The following is a 23,880-nucleotide window of genomic DNA, read 5'->3' on the forward strand; positions in this document are numbered from 1 at the left end:
GGGGAATTTTCACCAATGGGCTGGCCGACCAACAGGAAGCATCGGGCTCTGGCCATCATTCTGGCCTCTGCCTCGCTTGGGGGCTGTGCAACGGTTGAAGACGCTCCGCGCGAAGCCGCTGCCTATGCGGTGATACCCGCTTCGCAGGCTGTCGGGCTGGACTATCACATCGTTCCCGATGATGTGTTGAGGGTGCAGATATATCATGAGCCCGGCCTGTCGCTGGAGGATGCGGCGGTTACGGCGGAAGGTATGGTGCGTCTGCCTTTGATTGGCGATGTGCCGGTCGCAGGCTTGTCCGCCAGCGAGGCCTCAGACGTGATCGCTGGAAGGCTCGGCGAGCGCTATCTGGTTTCGCCCCAAGTTACCGTCTTCGTCAAAAAGGCCGTCGGTCGCCGCATCACTGTGGATGGCGAGGTGAGGCAGCCAGGGCTTTATCCCGTCGAAGGGCGCATCGGGTTGCTGCAAGCTGTCGCGTTGGCGAGGGGGCCGAGCCGCCTTGCCAGCCTGAAGCAGATCATCGTTGTTCGTCAGGTGGAAGGCGAACGGAAAGCGGCGATGTTCGACTTGAATGCGATCCGCCGGGGTGAGGCGCAGGACCCTGAAATTCTGCCGGGCGATACGATCATGGTTGGGCTATCACGAGCGAAGGCCATCCTGGGCGGGACGTTGCTGGCGCTACCTTTATTGGGGGCGGCCTTTGTGTCTCTCGACGGAGAGAATTGATGGCAGGCCGTACGATCCGCATCGATAACGACCATGCGCCGTTTGGACCGGAGGGACGCAGCGCTCGCATTGTGACGGCCGCCCGCGCTGCCTGGACGGCGATATGGCGTCATCGTATTATCCTGTTGGTCACCATGGCGCTTTGCGTTTTGGCAGGCATCATCTTCATACTTGTTTCGACGCCTGATTACCGCGCTACAGCTTCGGTCGAGGTAGAGGACGTACCCGCAGGCGCGGCGGGAGCGGGAGCAATCCAGCGCCCGGCCGCGCCAGCAGACAATGAAGCGCTGATGCAGACCGAATTGGAGGTGCTCCGCAGCCGCGCCTTGGCTGAAGATGTGGCCCGTGAGTTGGCGCTGGTCGGAAGCCGAACCTTTTTTGATGGGATGGATGAACGCCGCCCCGAGCGCGGGTCAGGATCGCTCAGCCAGAGGCAGGTCGAAACCGAAGCCGTTATCCGCCTTCTGCGCGAAAACCTGGAAGTGGAGTTGCCTGGCAAGAGCCGTGTCATCCGCATCAGTTTCAGGAGTGCTGATCCTATATTATCGGCGCGGGTAGCGAACAGCTATGCCGACAGTCTGATCAGAGCCGACCTGAAGCGCGGATTTGAATCTGGCGTACAGGCCCGACGCTTCCTGTTGGGGGAGCTTGACAGTGCGCGACGGGATCTGGAGCGCGCCGAACGGGACCTTGCCGCCTATGCGGCTCAGACCGGGGCGCCTTCAGCGACGGATGTGGATGGAGGCGACGGGCCTACCCACTCGAACGGCACGACCGCGACGCGGCTTGCGCAGTTGAATGCCTTTCGCGCGCAGGCGACCGCAGATCGGATCGCAGCCCAGAAGCGTTGGGAAAGTGCCCGCCTTTCCAGTGTCGAGACGCTGCCCGAAGTGCTGAACAACGGCGCGATGCAGCAGTTGATGACGCAACGGGCGCAAGCGCGGGCAGCAGTGGTGGAAGAGCGGCAGTTCCGAAAGGATGCCCATCCCGAAATGCGGGAGGCTCGGGCGCGGCTGGCTGCTCTGGACGATCAGGCGACTGTGATGGCGAACAGCATCCGCGCCTCCTTGCACGAGCAGTTTGAAGTTGCCGTACATGGTGAGAAGCAGATCGAGGCTGAGATCGCAGGCGTGGAGCGCCAAGCGCAGGCAGAGCGTGGACGGGGCGTGCAGATGAGCATCCTCGAGCGCTCGGTCGATACATACCGGCTGCTGCATGACAGCCTGCTTCAGCGTTACCGTGACATGGCATCGCAGGCTGGTTTTCAGGCTGGACGCATACAGTCGTTGGACCGTGCCGCCGTCCCTTCGCGGCCGTCATCTCCGAATATCGGCATCACGATGCTGATGGCTTCGCTTGGCGGTCTGTTGCTGGGTTTGCTGATGGTCGCGGGACGCCATGTGTTCGACGATGCCGTGACCTCCGCCGATACGCTGGCGGAGCGTGCCAATATGCCGCTGCTGGGGACCGTTCCGGTTACCGACAAGCCGGCTGCGGAAACCTATGTGCCGATTGCATCCTCGCTGTTGCTCGCATCCTCGGCGGGATTGCCTGCTTCCATTCTGATCACCAGCGCGCAGGAAGGTGAAGGCAAATCTTCTACCGTCCACGCACTGGCTCTTGCCCTCGCCAAACTCGATCGCCGGGTGCTGGTGATCGACGCTGACATGCGTCGGCCGCGACAGCATGGACTATTCCATGTCACGCCCGAACGCGGCCTGAGCGAAGTCATGACGGGACAGGCCAAGGCGGAGGATGTGATCGTCGGTAGCGATGTCCCCGGTGTATCGCTTCTGCCTAGCGGCGCGATTCCTCCTAATCCCGCTGAACTTCTGTCCACTTCCGCTTTGGACGTGCTGCTCGCGGCTGTTCAGGGACGTTATGACACGGTGCTGATCGATGCGCCCCCGATCCTGGGAGTCCCGGATACTTCGCTACTTGCGTCGAAGGCGGAGGCGACAGTGTTGATCGTGGAGTGGGGGCGCAACCATCATGGCGGCCTGAGAGTGGCCGTAGACCGCATGCGCCGTGCAGGCGGCGCCATCATTGGCGCGGTACTGACCAAGCAACAGGGCCGCGCGTTTGAATATGAGTATCATAGAAACGGGTAGGGGCTGACTGTCTCCGTCGCGCTCCTCATTGAGTGAGGGGCCGGACTTGCGATGGCAGCTAGGGCGTCACCCTTTTGACGCCCGGCATGGTCCGGTTCCATCCTCGCGATGGCTTCCTCGGTCTTTGTCCGCGAATTTTACTGACGCAGCCGTTCAATCGCCTGAGCCAGCGCGACGTAGAGCTTGCCCATATCGGACGAAAGCACCGCCACCCCGAGTGCATTGCCATCCCGCGCGGAAAGGATGATCCGCAGCATGGATTCGAAGTCGTGGATGTAGCGGTTCACATGCTCCTGGAACTCGGCATCATTGTCATAGTGCAGGGCGATTTCACGCGATTCTCCTGCATCCAGCAACTTGACCGCCCTGCGAGTGAAAACGCCGCGATCGCCCTTGAGATAGGAGGCCCAGGCGGAGTCCGTCACGTCGTTCGACAGGATTTTGGCGACGTCGATCGAGGTGCTGTTTAGCGATTCGATAAGCAGGGCCGATCGGCGCGCAAAATGATCGCGGTCGCGGTCTTCGGCGGCCCGTTCCGCTTCCTCGATCCGGGATTGAACGCTCGCACTTGTGTCGGCAATTGTCAGCAGCTGCCGGGTAAGGCGATCGGACGCCTGATGCGCAGCGCGAACAGCCTCCTCCGCGACCTGAGCGAGCTTTTCGATCTGGGCCGTTACCTTATCATCGACCGCCTGCTGGAGCGCGGCTTCGCTGGCTTCAGCCAGAGACTGCGCCGCGTCAGGGATGGCACGACCTAGTGCTTGACGTGCGCGCTCGGCAGCTTGATCGGCGGTATCCTTGACGCGCAGCAATGCGGTTACCAGCAATGGGCCAGCGCCTTCGGTGATCCGCGTCGCGTCCTGATGAGCGTGATCAAGTGCGGTGCGCAGCTTCTCAACCAGTTCGCGGTTGGCCTCAACCCCGCTTTGCGTGCTTTCCAGCCATTCGGTAAGGCGGCGGCCCTGGCCGCGCAGCAGTTCCTCAGCCTCTTGGGTGCGGCCAACCAGCGCCTCGGAAATGGCCTCCAGCCGTTCCATCTCAGGTGCCGCGCTATCAAGCAGCTCCCGGCTCTTGGAAATGCGCGTGTCGAAGCGTTGCAGCGCGGCGGGGAAGGTTTCGTCCAGTTCCCGGACGCTCGAATCAAGGGCGACAAGCAGGGTTTCGGCACAGCTGATCAGCTTTTCCGCCGTCACCCCACCGGCAGCGAGGGCGTCATCGATCCGCTGTGTTTCAACGGTGAGGCGGGACAGTGCTTCGGTAAGCCGATCGTTGCGGGACAGAGCGCTTTCTTCCAGCGCGGCAAAACGCGACTGCGCGCTTTCGATGGCCTCGCCAAGCGTGTCATGCAGACCGGACACGAGTGCGCGTTGCCCCTCTACCAGATCATTGATCTGGTGGAGGCGGCTTTCGACTTCGGTCATGTGGTCGGAAATGGCTGACACGGTTTCGTCACCGATGCTCTGAATATCGCCGCGTGAGCGCGTCAGCAGCGCGTCGAGAGCTTCAGCTTGCCGCGCAAGGCCTTCCTCAGTGAAGGTTACGCCATCCTTCGCGCGCGCGAAGGCGGCCTCAGTGCGTTCACGAAGCTGAGCTTCGATCTGTTCGGAGTCATGGGACAGGGCGGCGAGGGCACTCTGGCTCGTCGCGGCGATGCCCGCCTGCGCGGTCTCGACAAGCGCGCGGAGCGCCTCAGCTTGCGCCGTCAGATCACGATCGGCCGCCGCCATGCTCTGCTGTGCGTGCGCCACAGTCGTTTCAAGACGCTGCCGCACGTCCCCTTCAACCCGGTCAAGGTTCTGCGTGAGCAATTCGATCGTCGCTTCAGCACTGTTGGTTATGCCAGCGCGTGCGCGTTCCAGCAGGCTGGCGAGGGTGCTCGCTTGCCGATCCAGTTCAGCTGCTCCTTCCTGCATCGTCAGGCGGGCGCTTTGCGCTGTGGCGTCGATCCGCCCAGCCGCAATGTCGGCCATGCCGTTCACTTCCTCGGTCGCAGAGCGGGTAGCCTCCTGCAACTGGGTGAGCTGGCTCGACAGACTCTTCGTGGCAGTCAGTGTGCGGGCGCGGGCATCATCGGACAGTTCGCCAAGAGCGTGAAGCCGAGCCTCCAGCGTGTCGATCCGTTCCGCTAGCGCATGGCCGTTATCGATGATCTGCGCTGCCATGCGACCGGCCCGATCCTCCAATTCCGGCATGGCAGCGATCAGGGCATCCATGCGCGTAACGAGGGCGGCTCCTGCGCGCTCGGCCGCTTCCGCCTTTTCGGTCGTGCTGTGGGCGCGACTGGCGATAAGTTCGGCCGAGGCCTCCATATTGCTGCTGGCGGCCGCGCCGTAGCTGTCGAGCAGTTCGGCCTGGTCCTGCATAGCTTCGCGGGCGCTAGCTAGTTGGCTGTTGATGCGGCTGAGCCGGGCTTCCAACTGCTCCGCCTCCGCGTGTAGCGCGCGGGCTGTGTCGAGATAGCGGCGCGACTCGGCGCGGCTGGTGCGAGCGAGCAGCAGATAGCAGACGCCAAGCCCCACGACCGGCAGCAATATGGTCGTGATCAGGCCGGGCCAAACGGCAGGGCCTGCCTGCCATTGGTTCGTCGAGACTGTCGCCCATCCAGCAAAGCCGAGCCACAGCAGAGCTGCAAAGCCGAATATGGCCTGCGTCCGGCGACTGAAAGGATCGCGGTGCTCCCCATCCTCGCCGTCTTCATCGCTGTCATGGACGACCTGCTCCAACAGCAGTGTATCGTCCTTCCGCGACTCGTTAGAAGTCGCGATGCTTTTGTCTCGCCAGAATTCGACGATGGTGCTGCCCCCGGTCATGATCCCATCCTATCATCTTTTCAGCGCAACAAAATGCCCTGTTACCAAAACTTAACGCAAGCCCGATAGCGTTCGGCCCATGTCCTATGATCCTGGTGCCCTGAATGCTGCTCTTGCTGCCGCTGTCGGCGAAGATTTCACGCTGATCGCGGACCTGCGTGTGGCCTTCATGGAAAGCGCCGAACGCCAGCTCGGCCTCCTCCGCAATGCGCAGTCCGACGCGAACTGGGAAGTCGCGTCATGGCGGCTGAAGGGATTGGCGGCGAGTTTTGGCCTTACGCACCTCATGGCATTAGCGGACGAAGCAGCGGATTGTGCAAGGGGCGATCCGCGCATTCTTCGGCAGTTGCGAATGGCGATCGACCGGCTTCAACAAAGCTGAATCGCAGCATGCTTGCGTGATGGCGGCAGCCTTGCGAAAAGGCAGGTTCACACAAGAACGGGTCAGTTCCATCTCAGCATGACTTTTGCGGCCATTCTCAGCGCCAGCCGGGCGTCCAGCGATTCTTCGGCGGTCCTTCGCGCCAGCTTGCATTTTGCGGGGCAGACGCTGGTTGAATATCAGGCGCGCCAGGCCGCCCGGGCTGGGGCAGATCGCATCATGATACTTGTGAGTGTCATAACGCCCGCCCTTTCACAGGCTGTCGACAGGTTGAGTGCCGACGGGATTTCCGTCGCCCTGGTTCGCGACACGGTGTCCATGGTCCGGGACGCGCCGCGCGATGCCGATGTGGTTCTGGTCGCTGACGGGGTCGTCATTGCACAGGGCCATTTCGATGCCATAGCCGAGCGCGAGGGCAACGCCCTTCTGGTCACAGATGACAGTCATGCCAGCGCTCCGCTGGAGCGGATCGATGCAGGTCAGCGATGGGCTGGCCTGGCCCGGATCAGTCCAGACCTGCTTTTCGGGACGCTCGACATGATCGGTGACTGGGACCTGTCGCTGACACTCGTTCGCGCGGCCGTGCAGAATGGCGCTCGTCGAATCACGGTTCCACAGGATGATCTGCTGACGGGGCGTGTTGCGCTGGTCGATGGGCAGGCGCAGGCGGATCTGGTCGCTCAAGCTGTGATGTCGGCCGGTTCGTCGGCGAAGAGAATGCGCGGCTTGGCTGAACATTATATTCTGTGCCCTGCCGCCCGATTGTTCAGTCCCGCCCTGATGCGCACCCAAGTCCCGGCGGCACAGGTGCGTATCGCAGCCATGGCTTTGGGTGCGATTGCCCTGGTGCCGATAGAGTTGCTTTGGCCCGCGACGGGGTTCCTTTTGTTATTGTTGGCGTTGGGGCTCGCGGAAATCGCGGATCGGCTGGATGAACTGGCCCTCCGATCACCACCGGCAGGATGGACCGCATTCATTGTCCCCTTCTTCGCGGTTGGCGGGATATCTCTCGCGGGAGGGAGCGTGCTGGCAACATGCCTCGCGCTGCTGCTTGCCATCATTCAATTTGCTGACCGCTGGAACAGGACGGGGGGAGCGAGGGCCTGGATGATCTTTACGCCTGCAAGCGCGGTGATCCTTATGTTGCTGACGACTTCACTGGGCGCGGCGATGATGGGTTTTGAAGTTGCAATGCTGGCCGCCATAGCATCCGCAGGTGCGATCATCCTGCGCAAACCCGCCTGATATATTTCGCGCATAGGGTTTAGTGCATTTTAAGGACGTGCGGCTATGTTGGCCGCCATGAGCGCCTTTTCGTTCCTTACCGGACCAACGGCGGCGGACAGTTGGCCTGCGGCACCCGTCCTGGCCGGCATGTCGGCCGTGCCCGTAGGTCATGCCATTGATCTGGCATTTTTCTTTCCCAATGAAGGGCGGGAACGTCACGATGCGCTGATGGCCGAAACGCGGCGCCATCTGGGCGGCTGCGTCGCTGGCATCGAACATGCCCTGCGATTCGCACTTGACCGGCCAGACGTGGCGAGCCTGCTCGCGCAACAGCCCGAAGCGATCTGCTGGCCGACCATTTGCGCTCAGCCAACATTGCTCGGCCCGGCTTTGCTCTCTCACATGCAGATGCGTGCAGGTGTTACGCTATTGCTGCGGCAATTTGGTCAGCCCGATGATCGATTGGACGAGACAGAAGCAGAGATCATCTTTCCGACCGATGATCCAGCCGTGACGGAAGCGCTGGCTGCCCTTGCCATGGCGGAGGGGCGTTGGCTAACGCTGGGCGGGGAAGACGAGCCGATGCAGCCGGATATTCCTGCCGAACATTATGCCGAACTCCTATGGACGGCCGCCGCGTGCCTGATGGCTGTCGTTCAGCGGGCGTCGTTATTGGATGCTGGAGAAATCCTGCCCGCGGTAGAAAAAGCTGGGTGGGCCTTATTGGCTGAACATGACGAGAGCCGGAGCCCGATCGCAGCGGCAGACAGGTTGGTGCGCCGCCTGGGTGAACGTGCCGACATGCCCGAATTGCTGGGCGCTGCTCTGGGCCAGCGGCGATTCCTGCTATTTGCGTCCCTCGCGGCTCGGCGATTGCGCATGGATAGCGCGCATGTGGCTGACATATTGGTGATGGGGCCGGTCCCTGAACTGGCCGCGCTTTGCCGATCACTGGGGGGATCGGATGCCGACTATCGTCATCTGTTGATTGCATTGCGGCCTGTCCGGCCCTCTCTCACGGACGCTGCAATCATCGTAGAGGCGGAGCGGTATCAGGCGTTGACAGAGGCGCAGGCGGACGGTTTGGTGAACGCATTACGCGCGCCTCGGGCACTGCGTGCGAAAATCGATCATCTGCGGCGGATCACTGTCTGATGAATATGCCGGTGCATCCTGCCATTATCCGCGCGACTGTAGCGGCGAATGGATTGCTGTTGAGCGCGGATGCGCCTTTGCTGGCCTTGCAGCGTGAGGCAGGCTCCGACCTTGGCGCGGTGCTGGCTATTCCTCAATTGGCGGCGCTAGCGCGGCTTGCGTCGCGCCTTTCTGTTACCGTTTCACGATCGGTCACGGCGGCGGCCGAGCGCGGCGACATCGACATGTGGGTGCGCGCAAAGCCAGAAGCCGACGGCGTGCAGATATCCGTGATCGAATGGAATGAGCGGCCTGCGACGACTGCTCCTGTCGACATGATGCGCCGTGAAGCAGATATTGCGGCCGTCTCGGAAGGCTGGACTTGGCAAATCGACACGCAGCTGCGCTTCCAGATGGTGTTGGAAGGGGCAGGGCTGGAAAGTGCTTTGCCGCAGGAGCCCCCGATACCCGGTAGTCGTCTGACCAGCTATTTTGAACTGCGGCCGGATGAAGAGGGCGACCTCGCCATTCTGCGCGGATTTGCGCAGCGTCGCGCCTTCCGTGACCAGATCGCGACCTTGATTGCCGAACCTGAGCAATGCTTCCGGCTTTCGGGGTTCCCGATGTTCGATCTGGCGGGGCAGCTACTCGGTTACCGGGGCAAGGCATTTCCATTGGATCGAGCGATTCTGGCCCCTCATGTGCCGCCTGCGCCCGCCGTCGTCATATATCCGGCAGAGTTTGGACGGCGCCTCGATCGTTCCCTGCGCCAGCCGCTGGGGCGGATCATCGCCAATGCGGATTCGATCAATGCGCAGTTCGATGGGCCGCTGCGCCCGGACTATGCGGGTTATGCTTCCGACATCGCGGCTGCGGGCCGTCACCTGATGGCGCTGATCGATGATCTGGCGGACTTGCAGGCAATCGACAGGTTGGACTTCACCGTGGCGACCGAGGACGTGGACCTGGCCGATATTGGACGACGGGCCGCAGGGCTGTTCGTGGTCAAGGCGATGAGCCGCAAGATCAAACTTTTCCCACCAGAGGCGGAGCATAAGACCGTCGCGACGGGTGAGTTCCGGCGCGCACTGCAAATCCTGATGAACCTCGTCGGCAACGCTGTGCGCTATGCGCCCGAGGATAGCGAGGTGCGGATAGAGACGGGTGTCGATGACGGACGAGCCTGGATTGCTGTCATGGATCAAGGAGCAGGTGTCCCGGAAGACAGCCGGGAGCGCATCTTCCAAAAGTTCGAACGGCTCGGTCGGAGTGATCCTGGCGGTAGCGGTCTTGGCCTCTATATCTCTCGCCGACTTGCGCTTGCCATGGGTGGAGACATTCAGATCGGCGATGCCCCTGGTGGGGGTGCGCGATTTACGCTGACGCTACCGGCAAGCAGCTAGAATAAAAAACGGCGCCGATTGGGCGCCGTTCTTTTTTCCGGGTTGGCCGCAATTAGCGTTGGCTAACCGGGACATAGTTGCGCTCTGCCGGGCCGGTGTAGAGCTGGCGCGGACGGCCAATCTTCTGCGCTGGGTCAGAAATCATTTCATTCCACTGCGCGACCCAGCCAACCGTGCGGGCGAGGGCGAAGAGCACCGTGAACATTTCGGTCGGGAAGCCGATCGCCGACAGGATCACGCCCGAATAGAAGTCCACATTCGGGTAGAGCTTCTTTTCGATGAAGTAAGGATCGTTGAGTGCGATCTGCTCCAGTTCCTTGGCGACGTCAAAGACAGGATCGTTGACGCCCAGCTTTGCGAGGACGTCCTTTGCCGTCTTCTGCATGACGGTCGCGCGCGGATCGTAGTTCTTGTACACGCGATGGCCAAAGCCCATCAGGCGGAACGGATCATCCTTGTTCTTGGCGCGGGCAATATATTCCGGAATGCGGTCCACCGTGCCGATCTCGCGTAGCATGTTGAGCGCGGCTTCGTTCGCGCCGCCATGGGCAGGACCCCAGAGGCAAGCGATGCCAGCGGCGATGCAAGCGAAGGGATTGGCGCCCGACGAGCCAGCGAGACGGACGGTCGACGTCGATGCGTTCTGCTCGTGGTCAGCATGCAGGATGAAGATCTTGTCCATCGCGTCCACAATGACCGGATCGGGCTCATATTCCTCGGCGGGGACCGAGAAGGTCATCCGCAGGAAATTGGCGGTGTAGCTGAGGTCGTTGCGGGGATAGACGAAAGGCTGTCCCACCGAATATTTGTACGCCATGGCCGCGATCGTCGGCATCTTGGCAATCAGGCGGTGGCTCGCGATCTTGCGCTGTTCCGGATCATTGATGTCCGTCGAGTCATGGTAGAATGCGGACAGAGCGCCGACCACGCCGCACATGATCGCCATGGGGTGTGCGTCGCGGCGGAAACCGCGATAGAAGGTGGTGAGCTGTTCGTGCACCATGGTGTGGCGCGTGATTGTGCGGGTGAAGTCTTCCAGATCCGCCTTCGAAGGCAGTTCGCCATTCAGCAGGAGGTAGCTGACTTCCATGAAGCTGGATTGTTCTGCCAGCTGATCGATGGGGTAGCCGCGATGCAGCAGGATGCCGGCGTCACCATCGATATAGGTCAGGCCGGAATCACAGCTGGCCGTAGAAGTGAAGCCCGGATCATAGGTGAACATGCCGGTGTTGGCGTAGAGCTTGCGAACGTCGATAACCTTGGGGCCGACGGAACCGCTCAGAATACCATAATCCTTGGTATCGCCGCCGACTGTCAAAGTGGCATTATTGTCCGACATCTCGTTCTCCTTAATTGCCAACAGCGCGCGATGCCTGCCTGGCATCCGCGAGCCGCTCCAAGCTCCTGTCTTTTCCGAGAAGGAAAAGGACATCAAATATCCCCGGCGAAACCGTGCGACCGGTTAGCGCCGCGCGTAGCGGTTGAGCCACTTTGCCCAGCCCCAATCCGACTTCCTCTGCCACGCGGCGGGTCGCTTCCTCGATTGCTTCGACCGTCCAGGAGGGGACGGATTCAAGAGCGTCGGCGGTTTTCCCAAGCAGCTCGCGCGCCGAGTCGTCTAGCAGAGCAATAGCCTTGTCGTCAAAATCCAGCGGGCTTGCCTTGAACAGGAACTCCGCGCCCTCGGCAATCTCGTTAAGCGTCTTCGCGCGTGGTTTGAGCGAAGGCATGGCTTGCGCAAGAAGCGCCATCGCCTCGACCGACGGGGTCGTGCCGAGCCGTTGCGTCACGCGCGGCAGGACCAGTTCCGCCAGGCGCTGGTCATCCGCCTCGCGCAGGTAGAATGCATTGAGATTTTCGAGCTTCTTGATGTCGAAGCGGGAGGGCGATCGGCCCACGCCGCTTATGTCGAACAGCTCGATCGCGCGATCTCGCGATATGGTCTCTTCGTCGCCATAGCCCCAGCCGAGGCGCAGAAGATAATTGAGCACGGCTTCGGGCAGCATGCCCATCTCGTCGCGATAGGCATCGACGCCCAGCGCGCCGTGCCGTTTCGATAGCTTTGCGCCGTCCGATCCGTGGATCAAAGGAATATGGGCATAGACTGGCTCGTCCCAGCCCATCGCCTTAATAATGCCGAGCTGACGAAACGCATTGTTCAGGTGATCGTCGCCACGGATCACATGTGTGATACCCATGTCGTTATCGTCGACAACGACGGCGAGCATATAGGTTGGCGTCCCGTCGGAGCGGAGCAGGATCATGTCATCCAGTTCCGCATTCTGGACAACTACCCGGCCCTGGACCGCATCGTCGATGACCGTCTCGCCTTCGCGCGGCGCCTTGAGCCGGATGACGAACGGCGCATTGGCCGGAGCTTCCGATGGATCACTGTCCCGCCAGCGGCCATCATAACGCATCGGCTGCTTTGCGGCGCGCTGCTGTTCGCGCAGTTCAGCCAGTTCTTCGGGGGTCGCATAGCAGCGATAGGCATGGCCTGCCGCGAGCAACTGGTTAGCGACCTCCGCGTGCCGCTGCGATCGCTCAAACTGAAAGACGGCGGGCTCGTCGCCTGCAAGGCCAAGCCAGTCAAGGCCGTCGAAGATTGCGGCGACAGCGTCCTCGGTCGAACGGGCGCGATCGGTATCTTCGATGCGCAACAGGAACTTGCCGCCATGGTGTCGGGCGAATAACCAGTTGAACAACGCGGTGCGCGCGCCGCCGATGTGAAGAAATCCCGTGGGCGATGGCGCGAAACGGGTTACCACCTGCTTGTTCAAACCCGTTGCACTCACCGTTTTATTCCCCGACATCCGCCTTGCTCATTCATGAACGCGACGCCCCCTAGCATGGCTTTTGAGCCACGACAAACGTCCGTTGCGCCGATAATAAGGCGCAGCGGCCATCAGCTTTTCGCGCGCCTCGAACAGGCATTGGAGGCTGAGCGCGAGCAACTTGCGCTTTGGGTTCCGGTGGGCCTTGGATTGGGCATCGCGGCTTGGTTCTTTCTGCCTAACCAGCTGACATGGTTGTCTTTTTGCTGTTGCGCGATTGCGATTGCGAGTGGCGGATTGATGCTGCCGGAGGGCGGCCGGATACGCCACGCGATTATATTGGGCAGTCTGCTCGCGGCGTCAGGTTGCCTGTTAATATGGGGGAAAGCCCTGATCGTCGGCACGGCGCCATTGCCGCGTGCGACATTTGTAGAAGTGACTGGCGAAGTCAGGTCAGCCGATACGGTGCCAGCGCAGCAGATGAGTCGCGTATCGATCCGTCCGATCCACATGCCTGCGCTGCCTTCCTTGATCCGGGTGAACATAGCAGCGGCGGACCTACCCGAAGGGGTTGGCAAAGGCGCCATCATTCGCTTTCGCACGCGGTTGATGCCTCCTGCCGAAGCGAGCCTGCCCGGCAGTTATGATTTTTCGCGTCGAGCCTATTTTCAGGGGATCGGGGCAACGGGACGCGCGCTTAAGCCCATCGTCGTGCTACGCCCATCAACGGAGGCGCCGCCTCTGCGCAATCGTCTTTTCGCGCATATATTGAAGAATGCGCATGGCGACGGGGCGGGCATAGCCGCAGCGCTGGCGACGGGGGATCAGGGCGCCATCAGCGAGGCGGACGCCGACGCGATGCGCCGCAGCGGCCTTGCCCATCTGCTCTCGATCAGCGGGCTGCACGTCACCGCCCTTATCGGCGCAGTCATTTTTCTGCTGATGCGGGTCATGGCACTTAGTCGGCATGCGGCGTTGGACTGGCCGTTGATGCTGATCGCTGCGGCCGGTGGCGCGCTGGCGGGCCTGGGATATACTTTGCTGACGGGTGCGGAAGTGCCGACGGTTCGATCCTGCGTCGCGGCACTGTTGGTGCTGGGCGGGCTTGCGCTAGGGCGTGAGGCCATCACCTTGCGGCTGATAGCCGCCGGTGCACTGGTGGTTCTGTTGGCATGGCCAGAGGCGCTGGCAGGGCCAAGCTTCCAGATGAGCTTCGCCGCAGTTATCGCCATTGTTGCCTTGGGCGAACATCACCGCTTTCGGGCGTTCGCGGCATCCCGTGAGGAGTCAGTGCTTCGGCGACTGGGTCGCCACCTTGCCGTCTTGCTTCTCTCCGGCTTTGCGGTGGAAATGGTTTTGGCGCCGATCGCGTTGTTCCACTTTCACAAGGCCGGGATGATAGGCGCTTTTGCAAATCTCGTCGCTATTCCCCTGACAACCTTTGTGGTCATGCCGCTGGAGGCATTGGCCTTGCTGTTGGATGTTGCCGGTCTTGGGGCTCCTGCCTGGTGGTTGACGGGCCGCGCGCTCGACCTGCTGCTGCTGATCGCGCATTGGGTGGCGGCAAGTCCTTGGGCGATCGTCACTGCGCCTTCCGTGTCCAACCTGATTTTCGGGATCATCGTGCTGGGCGGCCTTTGGTGTCTGCTTTGGCGAAGCGCTTGGCGCTGGGTAGGACTGGCCCCCTTGGCGCTGGGGATGGCCATCATCATGATGAGTTCGCCACCCGACATTCTTGTGACAGCCGATGGGCGCCATGTTGCCGTTCGCGGGCAGGACGGTGGCATGGCTATTCTGCGCGAACGGGCTGGAGATTATGTCCGCGATATGATTGCGGAAAGTGCAGGCTATGGAGGTCCGCTGGGCGCTCTTGCAGACTTGCCCGAGGCGCGTTGTTCCATGGACTTGTGCATGGTGGCCCTAACCGGAGGAGGGCGCATATGGCAGCTATTGGTGACGAGAAGCGGGGTTGTCGTGCCCAAGGACAGCCTGGCCCGCGATTGCGCGCGTGCCGACATCGTTATCGCTGATCGCCGCCTGCCGCCATGGTGTCGGCCCCGCTGGCTGAAAGCCGACCGGCGGCTGTTGGCACATACCGGGGGGCTGGCGATCGATCTTGATGGAGGAACCGTGCGAACCGGGAAAATAGCGGGCGACGCACATCCGTGGGTCGCCCGGCCTTCCTATTTACCGTCGCGTCGCCGATCCGGTCAGTTGTACCGCCGGAGCAGACCAGCCAGCTTTCCTTGAATGCGCACCTGCTGCGAATCGTAGATTTGCGGCTCATAAGCATTGTTGGCAGGATCGAGCCTGACCTTAGGCCCCTGGCGATGATAATATTTCAGCGTCGCCTCGCTATCCTCGATCAGTGCAACCACGATTTGCCCCTCGCGCGCGACTTCAGTGCGCTGGATCAGTGCAAAGTCGCCGTCAAGGATGCCCGCGTCGATCATCGAATCGCCAGAAACCTCAAGAGCATAATGGTCTCCGGCGCCCAGTAGAGCGGCAGGAACGGACAGCATATTCTGTCCTTCCATGGCTTCGATCGGAACGCCTGCGGCAATCCGCCCGTGAAGGGGAATGTCGATCACGTCGTTGGCTGCGACCGGGGGCTTGGCCGACAGTTGCGGCTTGGGTGTCGCTGCGACCTTGGGGGCGCGATGCATTGCTTCAGGAAGTTTCAGAACCTCCAGCGCGCGCGCCCGGTTCGGCAGGCGACGGATGAACCCGCGTTCTTCCAGCGCATTAATCAACCGGTGAATCCCGGATTTCGACCGCAGATCGAGCGCTTCCTTCATCTCCTCGAACGAAGGCGAAACCCCGCCTTCATCGAGCCGAGTTTGAATGAAGCTGAGCAATTCCTGTTGCTTGGGCGTCAGCATGCCGACTTATCCTCCATGGAACGGATGGAGAACGCATAGGAAACGTAAGGAGGCAAGTCAAGCAGGTGGTTATTATCCCTTTCCGACAAGTAAGTTATCACGCGCCTCTGGTTTGCGGAGTACGATGATGGTCAACTCGTTCGGCTTCAAACCCTTGTCCTCTATGACACCGATTGAAATTCCAGACTCTTGCATGACGTGGGAAAGGCGAGTGAAAGGCTGGTTTTCTGGGGTCGGTTCGCTAGTTTTAACTGCAAAGGCTAAATCCGATTTGCTTGGCACTTTTTGGAACGCTTCGCCGAATGGCCCTTGCTGGACGCCGCATGATTTGAAGAAGTCGCAAAGTTGGTATGCGAAGGCTTGGGCCTCAGCATCCGGCACATGGGCGACCGTAATCCATGGGAGAGGCTCTTTCTGGAAAAGATCAGACTTTAGGAGAGGCAACATTGCATCTGCCTGGGACTTAGTAAGTTGCCGCATTTCCTGGGATTTTTGGAGGCGCTCTCTTACTTTTTCGGCCTCTGCGCTAGCCTCTTCGGCTCGCTGGTGCGCCTTGGCGGCATCGGCCTTCGCCTCTTCTGCCCGTGCATTAGCATCTGCGGCGCGCGCATCCGCTTCTGCGATTTTCGTGGCGTCTTCGGCGCTTTTGATGTCTGCTGATCTCGTCGCGGCTACACCGCCGACCAACCCTGTTATTACCGCCAAACCTCCGAAAACTGCGGTAGCCATCAATGAGTACCATGCTATTCCCGAAAGCAGCGCTGCCGAATTCCACATAGACATTCCCCCTCGATGGGGGTGGGGTATAGCAGCAACTTTGTGGGGCGTGGGAGTCTTGGGATGGGTCGGATTCGCTATCTGGCGCGTTAGATTAATGAGGAGAAGTATATTGGACCCAAATAAGCGCTTTGACCGCCTGCTAGACGCGATGGCCCACGGCCACGCGCCTGTTAGCGGGAAAAAGAAACCATCAGGTGATCAAGCATCAGATGCGGAACGTCGCGCATATTGTGACGAAACTCGAACTCCGCGAGATACTTCGGAAGATGCTTCTCGCTGACATGAATATGGGTGCCGTTGATCCCGCGCTTTAGCTGCGCCCAAAAGCCTTCAATGCCGTTCACGGTCGTTCCGGTTGGCCCAACATACTGTTCCGCGCTGTGGTTCACGGTCTTGTGCCAGTAGCCCTTGAACTCGCCCAGATCGCGGTAGCTGACCAGTTCGTCCGTGTGGATTTCGCTATGCGGCTTCACATTGGCGAACACGTGCGGCTCTAGCGTGGCCTTCTTCCGGTTCGGCACCACGCGGGTGATAACGTCGCCGTTGCGCTCACGCATGCCGATCACGATGGTTTTGTTGGCGCGGTAGTTGCCGGTTCCCTTATTCTCAACCTTCCCGCCGATGTATGTTTCATCGACTTCCACGATCTTGCCGAAGCCGCCCACTGGATCGTCGCCGTCAACCTGGCCCATATATTCGCGGATCATGTGACACATGCGCCAAGCGGTCTTGTAGGTCACTCCTAGTTGGCGCTCGACTTCCTTGGCGGCAACGCCGTTCCGCGAGGCGCAGAACTGGAACATGACGAAGAACCAATCGCGCAGGCTGGTGCGGGTGCGATCAAAAGGCGTTCCGGCAGTCGGATAAACCTGCGCGCCGCAATATTCGCAAGCGTAGGAGCGACGGCCCTTCACGCGGTAGAAATTGGCCGACTTGCCGCACTTCTCGCAATCGTGGCGATCCCCGTAGCGGACGCGCATCAGGTGATCGAGGCAGCTATCCTCGGTCGGGAAGCGGTCTTGGAACTGGCGCAGCGTAGGGGCTTTGTTGCTCATGCCCATTATATGCCATATCCGCCTACTTGTTTCAAGGGGATAATAACCAAGCAGGTTGCGCCAAGCGTAACGAAAGGAACGGACCTGCGTCACGGCCGTTCAATAGCGGCCTTCCCAAAGAGGGTGAATAGGAGAGTAAGATGGCCAACCAGAACGATCAGGACAAACAGCGCCGCCAGCAAGGTGGTGACCGCTCAAGCCAGGGCGGGCGTCAGCAGCAGCAGGAAAATCGCCAGGGTCAAATGGGCGAAAGCCGCAAAGACAAAAGCGATCACAGCAAGCAGCAGCGCTGATCTACGTTCGGTTAGATCACGGGGAGGGGCCGCTTTGCGGCCCCTTTCTCATTGTGAGAGCGGTACGATGGTTGCTTTGTCACCTACGGCGGCCGGGGGTGAGTCGGCCGGTCGAAGGATCAGGCACCCCGCTTGAGCCAGGGCTGCGGTCGCCGCGCTGTCTTGCGAAGTAACCGAGACCAAACCAGCATCAGTGAGATAGGCGCGAAGATAGTCGTCGCGCGATCCGGTCGCAGGAAGTGCGGCAGCGAGTTCCGCGATCGTCGTACGCGGGAGCGGGTTGGCGGCTCCGGCCATGTGGCGGACGAGCGGCATCAGGAACAGCGTTGCCGTCACGAAGGCGGATACGGGGTTGCCGGGGAGGCCGAGGAATAGGGTATCACCCAGCTTTCCCGCCATGAGCGGCTTACCGGGGCGCATGCGAATCTTCCAGAAATCCAGAGTGCCGCCTGCCGCCTGGAAAGCTGGCCGCACCAAGTCGTGATCGCCGACCGAGGCACCTCCGGTCGAGACAATGATGTCGGCCCCGGCGGCTTCTTTGAGGGACCGGACCATTGCGTCGAGATCGTCGGGAACGATGCCGACGTCGATAACCTCTGCGCCTGTCTGGCCGAGCATGGCCGCAAGCATGGGCGCGTTGGAGGACGGCAAGCGGCCAGAGGGCGTGGGCGCTCCGGGAGGGACGAGTTCATTGCCGGTTGAGATCAGGGCGATGCGCGGGCGGCCGCCGACCGGAAGGGTTCCGTGGCCCCCAAGAACGGCGAGAGCAATCTGCGCGGGACCCAATGCGGCACCGGCAGCGAGCAATAGATGATTTGCGCCAAAGTCGCTTGCCGCTGGGCGCACATTTCGTCCTGTGGGTAGTGGAGCGCCGAGGGGGTGCACGAGCTGGCCGTCCAGCTGCGCATCTTCCTGGATAAGGACCGTATCGGCGCCGGGCGGCAGTGGTGCGCCGGTGAAGATGCGACAGCATTCCCCCGGAGCCAAAGCGGAGGGAAGGGAGCCGCCCGCCGTGCTTTCAGCGGTTAGGCGCCAGGGGCCAGGCCATTCTTCCGCGCGAATAGCGTAACCGTCCATGGCCGATAGATCTGCCCAAGGCTGATCGCGCAGGGCGAAGATGTCACGTGCGAGCCATCGGCCTGCACAGTTGGAAACCGGGGCGTCCTCTTCCGGCAAGCGGCGGCCCAGCGCGAGCAGGCGCGCCTGAGCCTCCGCGACCGGGAGCAGGCTCATGCGGCGCGCCAGTCGCCCGACTTGCCGCCCGACTTTGCGAGCAGCCGGACCTTACCGATGATCATGCCCTTATCGAGCGCCTTTGCCATGTCGTAGATGGTTAGCAGCGCAACGGAGGTGGCGGTGAGCGCCTCCATCTCGACGCCGGTCTGGCCCGCGCTTCTGGCCGTGGCGGTGACGCTGACGCCCTCTGTTCCCAGATCGAAGTCGATCGTGACAGAGGTCAGGGCGACGGGATGACATAATGGGATGAGATCAGCGGTCCGCTTTGCCGCCATGATGCCCGCCACGCGCGCTACCGCGAGGACATCGCCTTTCTTCACCAGTCCTTGCGCGATGGCGGCCGCAGCTTCAGCGCTCATGCCGATATGGCCGGTGGCGATGGCTTCACGGGCAGTCACCGCCTTGGCGGAGACATCGACCATATGGGCCGAGCCATCTTCGTCGAGATGAGTGAGCTTGCTCATTCGCCGTTCAGCAGCGCGTGGGTGGCGGCTTCGACATCGGGCTGGCGCATCAGGCTTTCGCCCACCAGGAAGCAACGGACGCCATGTTCGGACATGGCGACCAGATCGGCATGGCTGCCAAGGCCGCTCTCCGCAACGAAGGTGCAGCCTTCCGGAGCCTGACCGACCAGTTCGTAGGTGCGGGCGAAGTCGACGCTGAAGTCGCGCAGGTCGCGATTGTTGACGCCGATCAGCCGCGAGCGGAGCTTCAGCGCGCGTTCCAGTTCATGGGCGTCATGGACTTCGACGAGCGCGTCCATGCCGAGACCAAGCGCGGCATCTTCTATCTCGGCCATCTGATTATCGTCCAGCGCGGCGGCGATGATGAGGATGGCGTCGGCTCCGAGCGAGCGGCTTTCCAGCACCTGCCAGGGATCGACCATGAAATCCTTGCGCAGGACGGGCAAGGCGCAGGCAGAGCGGGCGGCCATGAGATAGTCGTCATGGCCCTGAAAATAAGGTTCGTCCGTGAGGACCGAGAGACAGGCGGCACCAGCGGCTGCATAGGCCTGAGCATGGGCGGGCGGGTCGAAATTCTCTCGGATCAGGCCTTTCGACGGGCTGGCCTTCTTAATCTCCGCAATCAGGCCGAAGCCGGAACGGGCGGCGCTGTCGAGCGCCTGACGGAAGCCGCGCGGCGGCGTCTGTTCGGCGGCGCGGGCGTGGAGCGTCGAGACGGTGATCGCTGCCTTGCGGCGGGCCACTTCCTCACGCTTCGTATCGCAGATTTCGATCAGCTTGTTCGTCATTTATAGGCAATCCAGCAATTGAGCAACGCATTGGCAAGCCCGCGGTCGATGGTTTCGGCAGCTTCCTCGACACCCTCGCGCAGATCGGCAACGGCGTCCGCGACGACAAGGGCAGCGGCTGCGTTCAGCAGTACGGCGTCGCGATAGGCGCCCGGCTCACCCTGAAGCAAGGCGCGCAGGGCGGCGGCATTATGCGAGGGGTCACCGCCGCGTATCGCCTCAACCGGGTGGGTCGGTAGTCCAGCGTCGGCCGGGGTGAGGCGGCGCATGGCGACGATGCCCTGCGCGGTGACTTCGGCGACGTCGTTGCCGCCCGCGAGGGAGAGCTCGTCAAGGCCTTCATCCCCTGAGACAATCATGGCGCGATCGACGCCGAGTTCCGCCAGCGCCTCGGCATAGATGGGAACATAGGCGGGGCGGGCGATGCCGACTAGCTGACGGCGCACGCCGGCAGGATTGGCGAGCGGACCCATCAGGTTGAAGATGGTGCGCTGGCCGATGGCCTTGCGGATGGGGCCGAAGCGTTTGAGCGCGGGGTGATGTTTCTGTGCGAACAGGAAGCAGATGCCGAGATCGGCCAGCGTTGCCTCCGCCGTATCGGCGACCCGATCGAGATCGAGGCCGAGCGCTTCGAGCGTATCGGCGGCCCCGGCCTTGGATGACGCGGCGCGGTTGCCATGCTTGGCGACGGGCACTCCGGCGGCGGCTACTACGAGGCTGACGGCGGTCGAGACGTTGAGCGTGTGGTGGCCATCTCCGCCTGTGCCGCAGACGTCGATTGCGCCTGCGGGGGCGGCGATAGGGATCATGCGCGCGCGCATGGCGCGGGCGGCGGCGGCGATCTCCGTCGCGGACTCGCCGCGCTGAGCCATGGTGACGAGGAAGGCGGCGATCTCCGCCTCTGGCAGGTCGCCGTCGAACAACAGGTCAAAGGCGGCGGCGGCCTGGGTGGCGCTCAGCGGCGCTGCGGGATCGGGCAGGCGGGTCATCGCCCTTGCCTTAATCATGACGGGCCGCAGGAGTCGAGGGTGGGGTGCGGGAAAGTCTGACCGAATCAGGCCGCCGCGCGCTCCTTCACCGGAATCCCGGCGATCCGCATGAAGTTTGCCAGCATCTCATGCCCATATTCGGTGGCGATGCTTTCCGGATGGAACTGGACCGAGTGGATCGGAAGGCTCTGATGGCGGAAGCCCATGACCGAGCCATCCTCGCTGGTCGCATTCACGATGAGGCTCTGCGGAATGTCATCCACGATGAGCGAATGATAGCGGGTCGCGGTGAAGGGCGATGGGATGCCCGCGAAAAGCCCTGTGCCGTCATGAGTGACAGGGGAGGTCTTACCATGCATCAGGCCGCCCCGAACGACTTGCCCGCCGAAATGCTGGCCGATCGCCTGATGGCCGAGGCATACGCCCAGCAAGGGCGCGCCTGCGTCGGCGGCGGCGGCGACGAGGTCTAGGCTGACGCCCGCCTCATTGGGCGTGCAGGGACCGGGTGAAAGCAGGAAGGCGCTGGCGCCGCTGGAGAGGGCCTGGCCTGCCGAAATGGCGTCGTTGCGGACGACCTCCACCTCTGCGCCCAGTTCCATGAGGTAATGGACCAGGTTCCAGGTGAAGCTGTCATAATTGTCGATGACGAGGATCATGGGAGCATGGCTATAGAGAGCGAAGCGCGCCGGGCCAATCGGAATCGGCGCTTGGCGCTGGCTGAACCGGCTACATGCTTCTGCGTTGTCCTTCCGGAGCGACATGAGGGAGGATGGTATGAAGCGCTATGCCTATGGTTGGATCACGGCCCTGTTCTTCCTGGTGTCGATCGTGGGTCATTGGGTGTTTGGCTGGTGGGCCTATGTGGATGACGCAAAGACGCACGGGCAGGTGCCTGAACTGGCGGCCTATGCCATCGAGATGGGCCGGGATACGTTCGAGAATTGGCAGTCGGAATTTCTCCAGCTGATCTGGCAAGTCGTGGGCCTGGCCTATTTCCTCTATGTCGGCTCGCCAGCCTCCAAGGAAAATGACGATCGGTTGGAAGTGAAGGTGGACGAGCTGCTGAAAATGGCGGGGGGCAAGGATGCCGAGCAGTTGATCCGCGAAATCGACAGCCGTTATCTGCGCGCCGGGGGGCACGCGAAGCCGCACGGTCATGATCTGGGCTATGAATGACAGCGGGACGGAACCCGGAAGCTTGTCAGCCGCTTCTTGACGATATGTGTTCGTGAGGAGGACGGAAATGGCCAAAGCTGAGTTTACCGATGCGATCGCCCTGTTGAAAGCTGATCACCGCAAGGTCGAGGAGTTGTTCGACCAGTATGAGAAGGCAAGGGCCGCGAACCGGAAGCAGGACATCGCGTATCAGATCTGCACCGAACTGAAGATCCACACGATGATCGAGGAGGAGATTTTCTACCCCGCCTTCCGTGGCAAGATCGAGGACGACACGCTGGACGAAGCCTATGTCGAGCATGACGGTGCGAAGGTGCTGGTAAATGATATCGAGGCCGGGTCGCCCGAAGATGATTTCTACGATGCCAAGGTCAAGGTGCTGTCCGAAGAGATCAAGCACCATGTGAAGGAAGAGGAAAGGCAGTCGGACGGCATGTTCGCCCAGTGCCGGAAGGCGGATGTCGATCTGGTCGACCTCCGCGACAGGATGTTGGCGCGCAAGCAGGAATTGATGGCACAGGCGAAAGCGAGCGGATTGCCGGTCGCCAAGCCCAAGGCCGTTCATCTGGTCCCGGCCTGACCGAAAAGGTTGATAAATGGGGAGCGCTGCCCCATATGGGTTCTGCCGGGTTCGCCCGGCTATGGTGATAAATCGTGTCGTGTAATAGGCGCAGCGGACCCGGGGGCAGTACCCGGCGGCTCCACCACATATCCCGGCTTGCACGGGGTGTCTGACGGGGCCGAACTAGGATCGACGTGTGTTGAAAGGCGATGTCTTCACCCGGCCTGAGTAAGCCGTAAAAATGTTCAAAACACGTAAGTGCCAACGATAACGAGGCTCTTGCTCTTGCTGCGTAATTGATGGCCTCACGGCCTGACATTACCCAAAAAGAACGCGGTTGAACCCACCGGGCAACAGAAGGGAATTCAGCGGCTTCCGGAGGAGCCGGGCAACAGAATCCTCCGGACTTCCTTCATTCGAGAGATTTTTGTGGTCGTCCTGCGTCGCGGGTGGCCGCATTATCGAATGCGTGGGTAAATCTACCACCGCGAATCGGTCGCTCAGAACCAAGACGGTTCAATTACAGTTTTATGACATTTAGAAGAAAATATTATAACATGTTGAATCGTAAGGAGTAAAAATCCTTTTTTGTGTACGGTTCGCTGCTTGTTCAACTGTCATCAAGATGAAATAATCCCGGCTATTGTAGAAAGTTTTTTTGGGAGAAATTGGATGATGAAGGTAGCGGCGATCATCGGGCTGGTGCTGGCGGGGGGCATGTCGGGCGCGGCCGTGGCTGCATCCGATGAGGTGGTTGTGGTTGGTGTTCCCGATGGGCGATTGGCCGCTCCGGCCTTGGTGGCAAAAGATTATGAAAAGGCCATCCGTCGGCTTGCGCCTATGTGGCCAGACGGGGCGAACGACCCAGCTCGGTTGATCAATCTTGGCAACGCCTATGCAGGCCTGGGGCGGATGAAGGATGCGCGAGAGGCTTATGGCGCTGCCCGCTTTGCGCCGGAATCGACTTTGCTGCTTGCGAATGGTGAGGAAGCGTCGTCACGGGATATTGCGCGCCGCGCGCTTGGCCGTCTGGAGGCGAGCTACGCCATGCGCTGACTTTGAAGCGTTAAGTCATTGAACAGTGGGGC

Annotated in this window: 22 protein-coding genes and 1 other RNA gene; 12 read left to right on the top strand and 11 right to left on the bottom strand. The window is 61.4% G+C overall.

The window, feature by feature from the left end:
* The first annotated feature begins 15 nt into the window (after nt 1–15).
* Together IZV00_RS03325 and IZV00_RS03330 are read left to right on the top strand one after the other, a co-directional pair.
* Nucleotides 16–726, top strand: coding sequence for a polysaccharide biosynthesis/export family protein (locus IZV00_RS03325; RefSeq protein WP_196225764.1), 711 nt, complete (start codon nt 16–18; stop codon nt 724–726).
* Nucleotides 726–2,837, top strand: coding sequence for a GumC family protein (locus IZV00_RS03330; RefSeq protein ID WP_196225765.1), 2,112 nt, complete (start codon nt 726–728; stop codon nt 2,835–2,837). Before IZV00_RS03325 ends, IZV00_RS03330 begins: the two co-directional genes overlap by 1 nt.
* A gap of 137 nt (nt 2,838–2,974) precedes the next feature.
* Here the strand turns inward: IZV00_RS03330 and IZV00_RS03335 are convergent, their stop codons facing one another.
* Nucleotides 2,975–5,647 carry a hypothetical protein gene (locus tag IZV00_RS03335; RefSeq protein ID WP_196225766.1) on the bottom strand — a complete coding sequence of 891 codons (2,673 nt, stop codon included), beginning with the start codon at nt 5,645–5,647 and terminating at the stop codon, nt 2,975–2,977.
* Nucleotides 5,648–5,726: 79 nt separating this feature from the next.
* On the opposite strand from IZV00_RS03335, the gene IZV00_RS03340 reads away from it, so the two are divergent.
* From IZV00_RS03340 to IZV00_RS03355, 4 genes are all read left to right on the top strand, one after another.
* The gene (locus IZV00_RS03340; RefSeq protein WP_196225767.1) at nt 5,727–6,029 is read left to right on the top strand and encodes an Hpt domain-containing protein; all 303 of its coding nucleotides are present in this window, start codon (nt 5,727–5,729) and stop codon (nt 6,027–6,029) included.
* Between the two features lie 78 nt (nt 6,030–6,107).
* Nucleotides 6,108–7,274 (top strand): hypothetical protein, encoded by a 1,167-nt coding sequence (locus IZV00_RS03345; protein WP_196225768.1) that lies wholly within the window; start codon nt 6,108–6,110, stop codon nt 7,272–7,274.
* Nucleotides 7,275–7,319: 45 nt separating this feature from the next.
* The gene (locus IZV00_RS03350) at nt 7,320–8,411 is read left to right on the top strand and encodes a DUF2336 domain-containing protein (RefSeq protein WP_196225769.1); all 1,092 of its coding nucleotides are present in this window, start codon (nt 7,320–7,322) and stop codon (nt 8,409–8,411) included.
* Nucleotides 8,411–9,793, top strand: a complete 1,383-nt coding sequence (locus IZV00_RS03355; RefSeq protein ID WP_196225770.1) for a sensor histidine kinase — start codon at nt 8,411–8,413, stop codon at nt 9,791–9,793. The genes IZV00_RS03350 and IZV00_RS03355 overlap by 1 nt, the downstream gene beginning before the upstream one ends.
* 52 nt (nt 9,794–9,845) lie before the next feature.
* Here the strand turns inward: IZV00_RS03355 and IZV00_RS03360 are convergent, their stop codons facing one another.
* Both IZV00_RS03360 and gltX read right to left on the bottom strand, forming a co-directional pair.
* Complete coding sequence (locus IZV00_RS03360) at nt 9,846–11,132, bottom strand: citrate synthase (RefSeq protein WP_196225771.1); 1,287 nt, start codon at nt 11,130–11,132, stop codon at nt 9,846–9,848.
* Nucleotides 11,133–11,142: 10 nt separating this feature from the next.
* The gene (gltX, locus tag IZV00_RS03365) at nt 11,143–12,606 is read right to left on the bottom strand and encodes a glutamate--tRNA ligase (protein ID WP_196225772.1); all 1,464 of its coding nucleotides are present in this window, start codon (nt 12,604–12,606) and stop codon (nt 11,143–11,145) included.
* Nucleotides 12,607–12,642: 36 nt separating this feature from the next.
* On the opposite strand from gltX, the gene IZV00_RS03370 reads away from it, so the two are divergent.
* Nucleotides 12,643–14,817, top strand: a complete 2,175-nt coding sequence (locus IZV00_RS03370) for a ComEC/Rec2 family competence protein (protein ID WP_196225773.1) — start codon at nt 12,643–12,645, stop codon at nt 14,815–14,817.
* On the opposite strand, the gene lexA is transcribed toward IZV00_RS03370, so the two are convergent.
* From lexA to IZV00_RS03385, 3 genes are all read right to left on the bottom strand, one after another.
* A complete protein-coding gene (gene lexA, locus IZV00_RS03375) occupies nt 14,778–15,449 on the bottom strand; it encodes a transcriptional repressor LexA (RefSeq protein ID WP_196225774.1) in 672 nt (223 codons plus the stop codon). The two genes, IZV00_RS03370 and lexA, sit on opposite strands and share 40 nt — an antisense overlap.
* A 72-nt stretch (nt 15,450–15,521) precedes the next feature.
* Nucleotides 15,522–16,178, bottom strand: a complete 657-nt coding sequence (locus tag IZV00_RS03380) for a hypothetical protein (RefSeq protein ID WP_196225775.1) — start codon at nt 16,176–16,178, stop codon at nt 15,522–15,524.
* Nucleotides 16,179–16,399: 221 nt separating this feature from the next.
* A complete protein-coding gene (locus IZV00_RS03385) occupies nt 16,400–17,284 on the bottom strand; it encodes an IS1595 family transposase (protein ID WP_196225776.1) in 885 nt (294 codons plus the stop codon).
* Between the two features lie 140 nt (nt 17,285–17,424).
* Here IZV00_RS03385 and IZV00_RS03390 point away from each other — a divergent pair, with 140 nt between their 5' ends.
* Nucleotides 17,425–17,577: a hypothetical protein gene (locus IZV00_RS03390; protein WP_196225777.1), complete on the top strand. Its 153-nt coding sequence runs from the start codon at nt 17,425–17,427 to the stop codon at nt 17,575–17,577.
* Nucleotides 17,578–17,625: 48 nt separating this feature from the next.
* Here IZV00_RS03390 and IZV00_RS03395 read toward each other — a convergent pair whose 3' ends face one another.
* The 5 genes from IZV00_RS03395 to IZV00_RS03415 form a co-directional block, all read right to left on the bottom strand.
* Complete coding sequence (locus IZV00_RS03395) at nt 17,626–18,810, bottom strand: molybdopterin molybdotransferase MoeA (RefSeq protein WP_196225778.1); 1,185 nt, start codon at nt 18,808–18,810, stop codon at nt 17,626–17,628.
* Complete coding sequence (gene moaC / locus IZV00_RS03400) at nt 18,807–19,277, bottom strand: cyclic pyranopterin monophosphate synthase MoaC (protein WP_196225779.1); 471 nt, start codon at nt 19,275–19,277, stop codon at nt 18,807–18,809. Before moaC ends, IZV00_RS03395 begins: the two co-directional genes overlap by 4 nt.
* On the bottom strand, nt 19,274–20,065 hold the full coding sequence (trpC, locus tag IZV00_RS03405; protein WP_196225780.1) for an indole-3-glycerol phosphate synthase TrpC: 792 nt from the start codon (nt 20,063–20,065) through the stop codon (nt 19,274–19,276). Before trpC ends, moaC begins: the two co-directional genes overlap by 4 nt.
* On the bottom strand, nt 20,062–21,054 hold the full coding sequence (gene trpD / locus IZV00_RS03410) for an anthranilate phosphoribosyltransferase (RefSeq protein WP_196226487.1): 993 nt from the start codon (nt 21,052–21,054) through the stop codon (nt 20,062–20,064). The genes trpC and trpD overlap by 4 nt, the downstream gene beginning before the upstream one ends.
* A 65-nt stretch (nt 21,055–21,119) precedes the next feature.
* Nucleotides 21,120–21,710: an anthranilate synthase component II gene (locus tag IZV00_RS03415; RefSeq protein ID WP_196225781.1), complete on the bottom strand. Its 591-nt coding sequence runs from the start codon at nt 21,708–21,710 to the stop codon at nt 21,120–21,122.
* A 118-nt stretch (nt 21,711–21,828) separates the two neighbouring features.
* Here IZV00_RS03415 and IZV00_RS03420 point away from each other — a divergent pair, with 118 nt between their 5' ends.
* From IZV00_RS03420 to IZV00_RS03435, 4 genes are all read left to right on the top strand, one after another.
* A complete protein-coding gene (locus IZV00_RS03420) occupies nt 21,829–22,230 on the top strand; it encodes a DUF6766 family protein (protein WP_196225782.1) in 402 nt (133 codons plus the stop codon).
* A 67-nt stretch (nt 22,231–22,297) separates the two neighbouring features.
* Entirely contained in the window at nt 22,298–22,810 is a 513-nt protein-coding gene (locus IZV00_RS03425; RefSeq protein WP_196225783.1) for a hemerythrin domain-containing protein, read from the top strand.
* A 5-nt stretch (nt 22,811–22,815) separates the two neighbouring features.
* Nucleotides 22,816–23,160, top strand: a transfer-messenger RNA (tmRNA) gene (gene ssrA / locus IZV00_RS03430).
* 304 nt (nt 23,161–23,464) lie between these two features.
* A complete protein-coding gene (locus IZV00_RS03435; protein WP_196225784.1) occupies nt 23,465–23,848 on the top strand; it encodes a tetratricopeptide repeat protein in 384 nt (127 codons plus the stop codon).
* Nucleotides 23,849–23,880: the final 32 nt, after the last annotated feature.

Source organism: Sphingobium sp. Cam5-1, assembly GCF_015693305.1.
GTDB lineage: Bacteria > Pseudomonadota > Alphaproteobacteria > Sphingomonadales > Sphingomonadaceae > Sphingobium.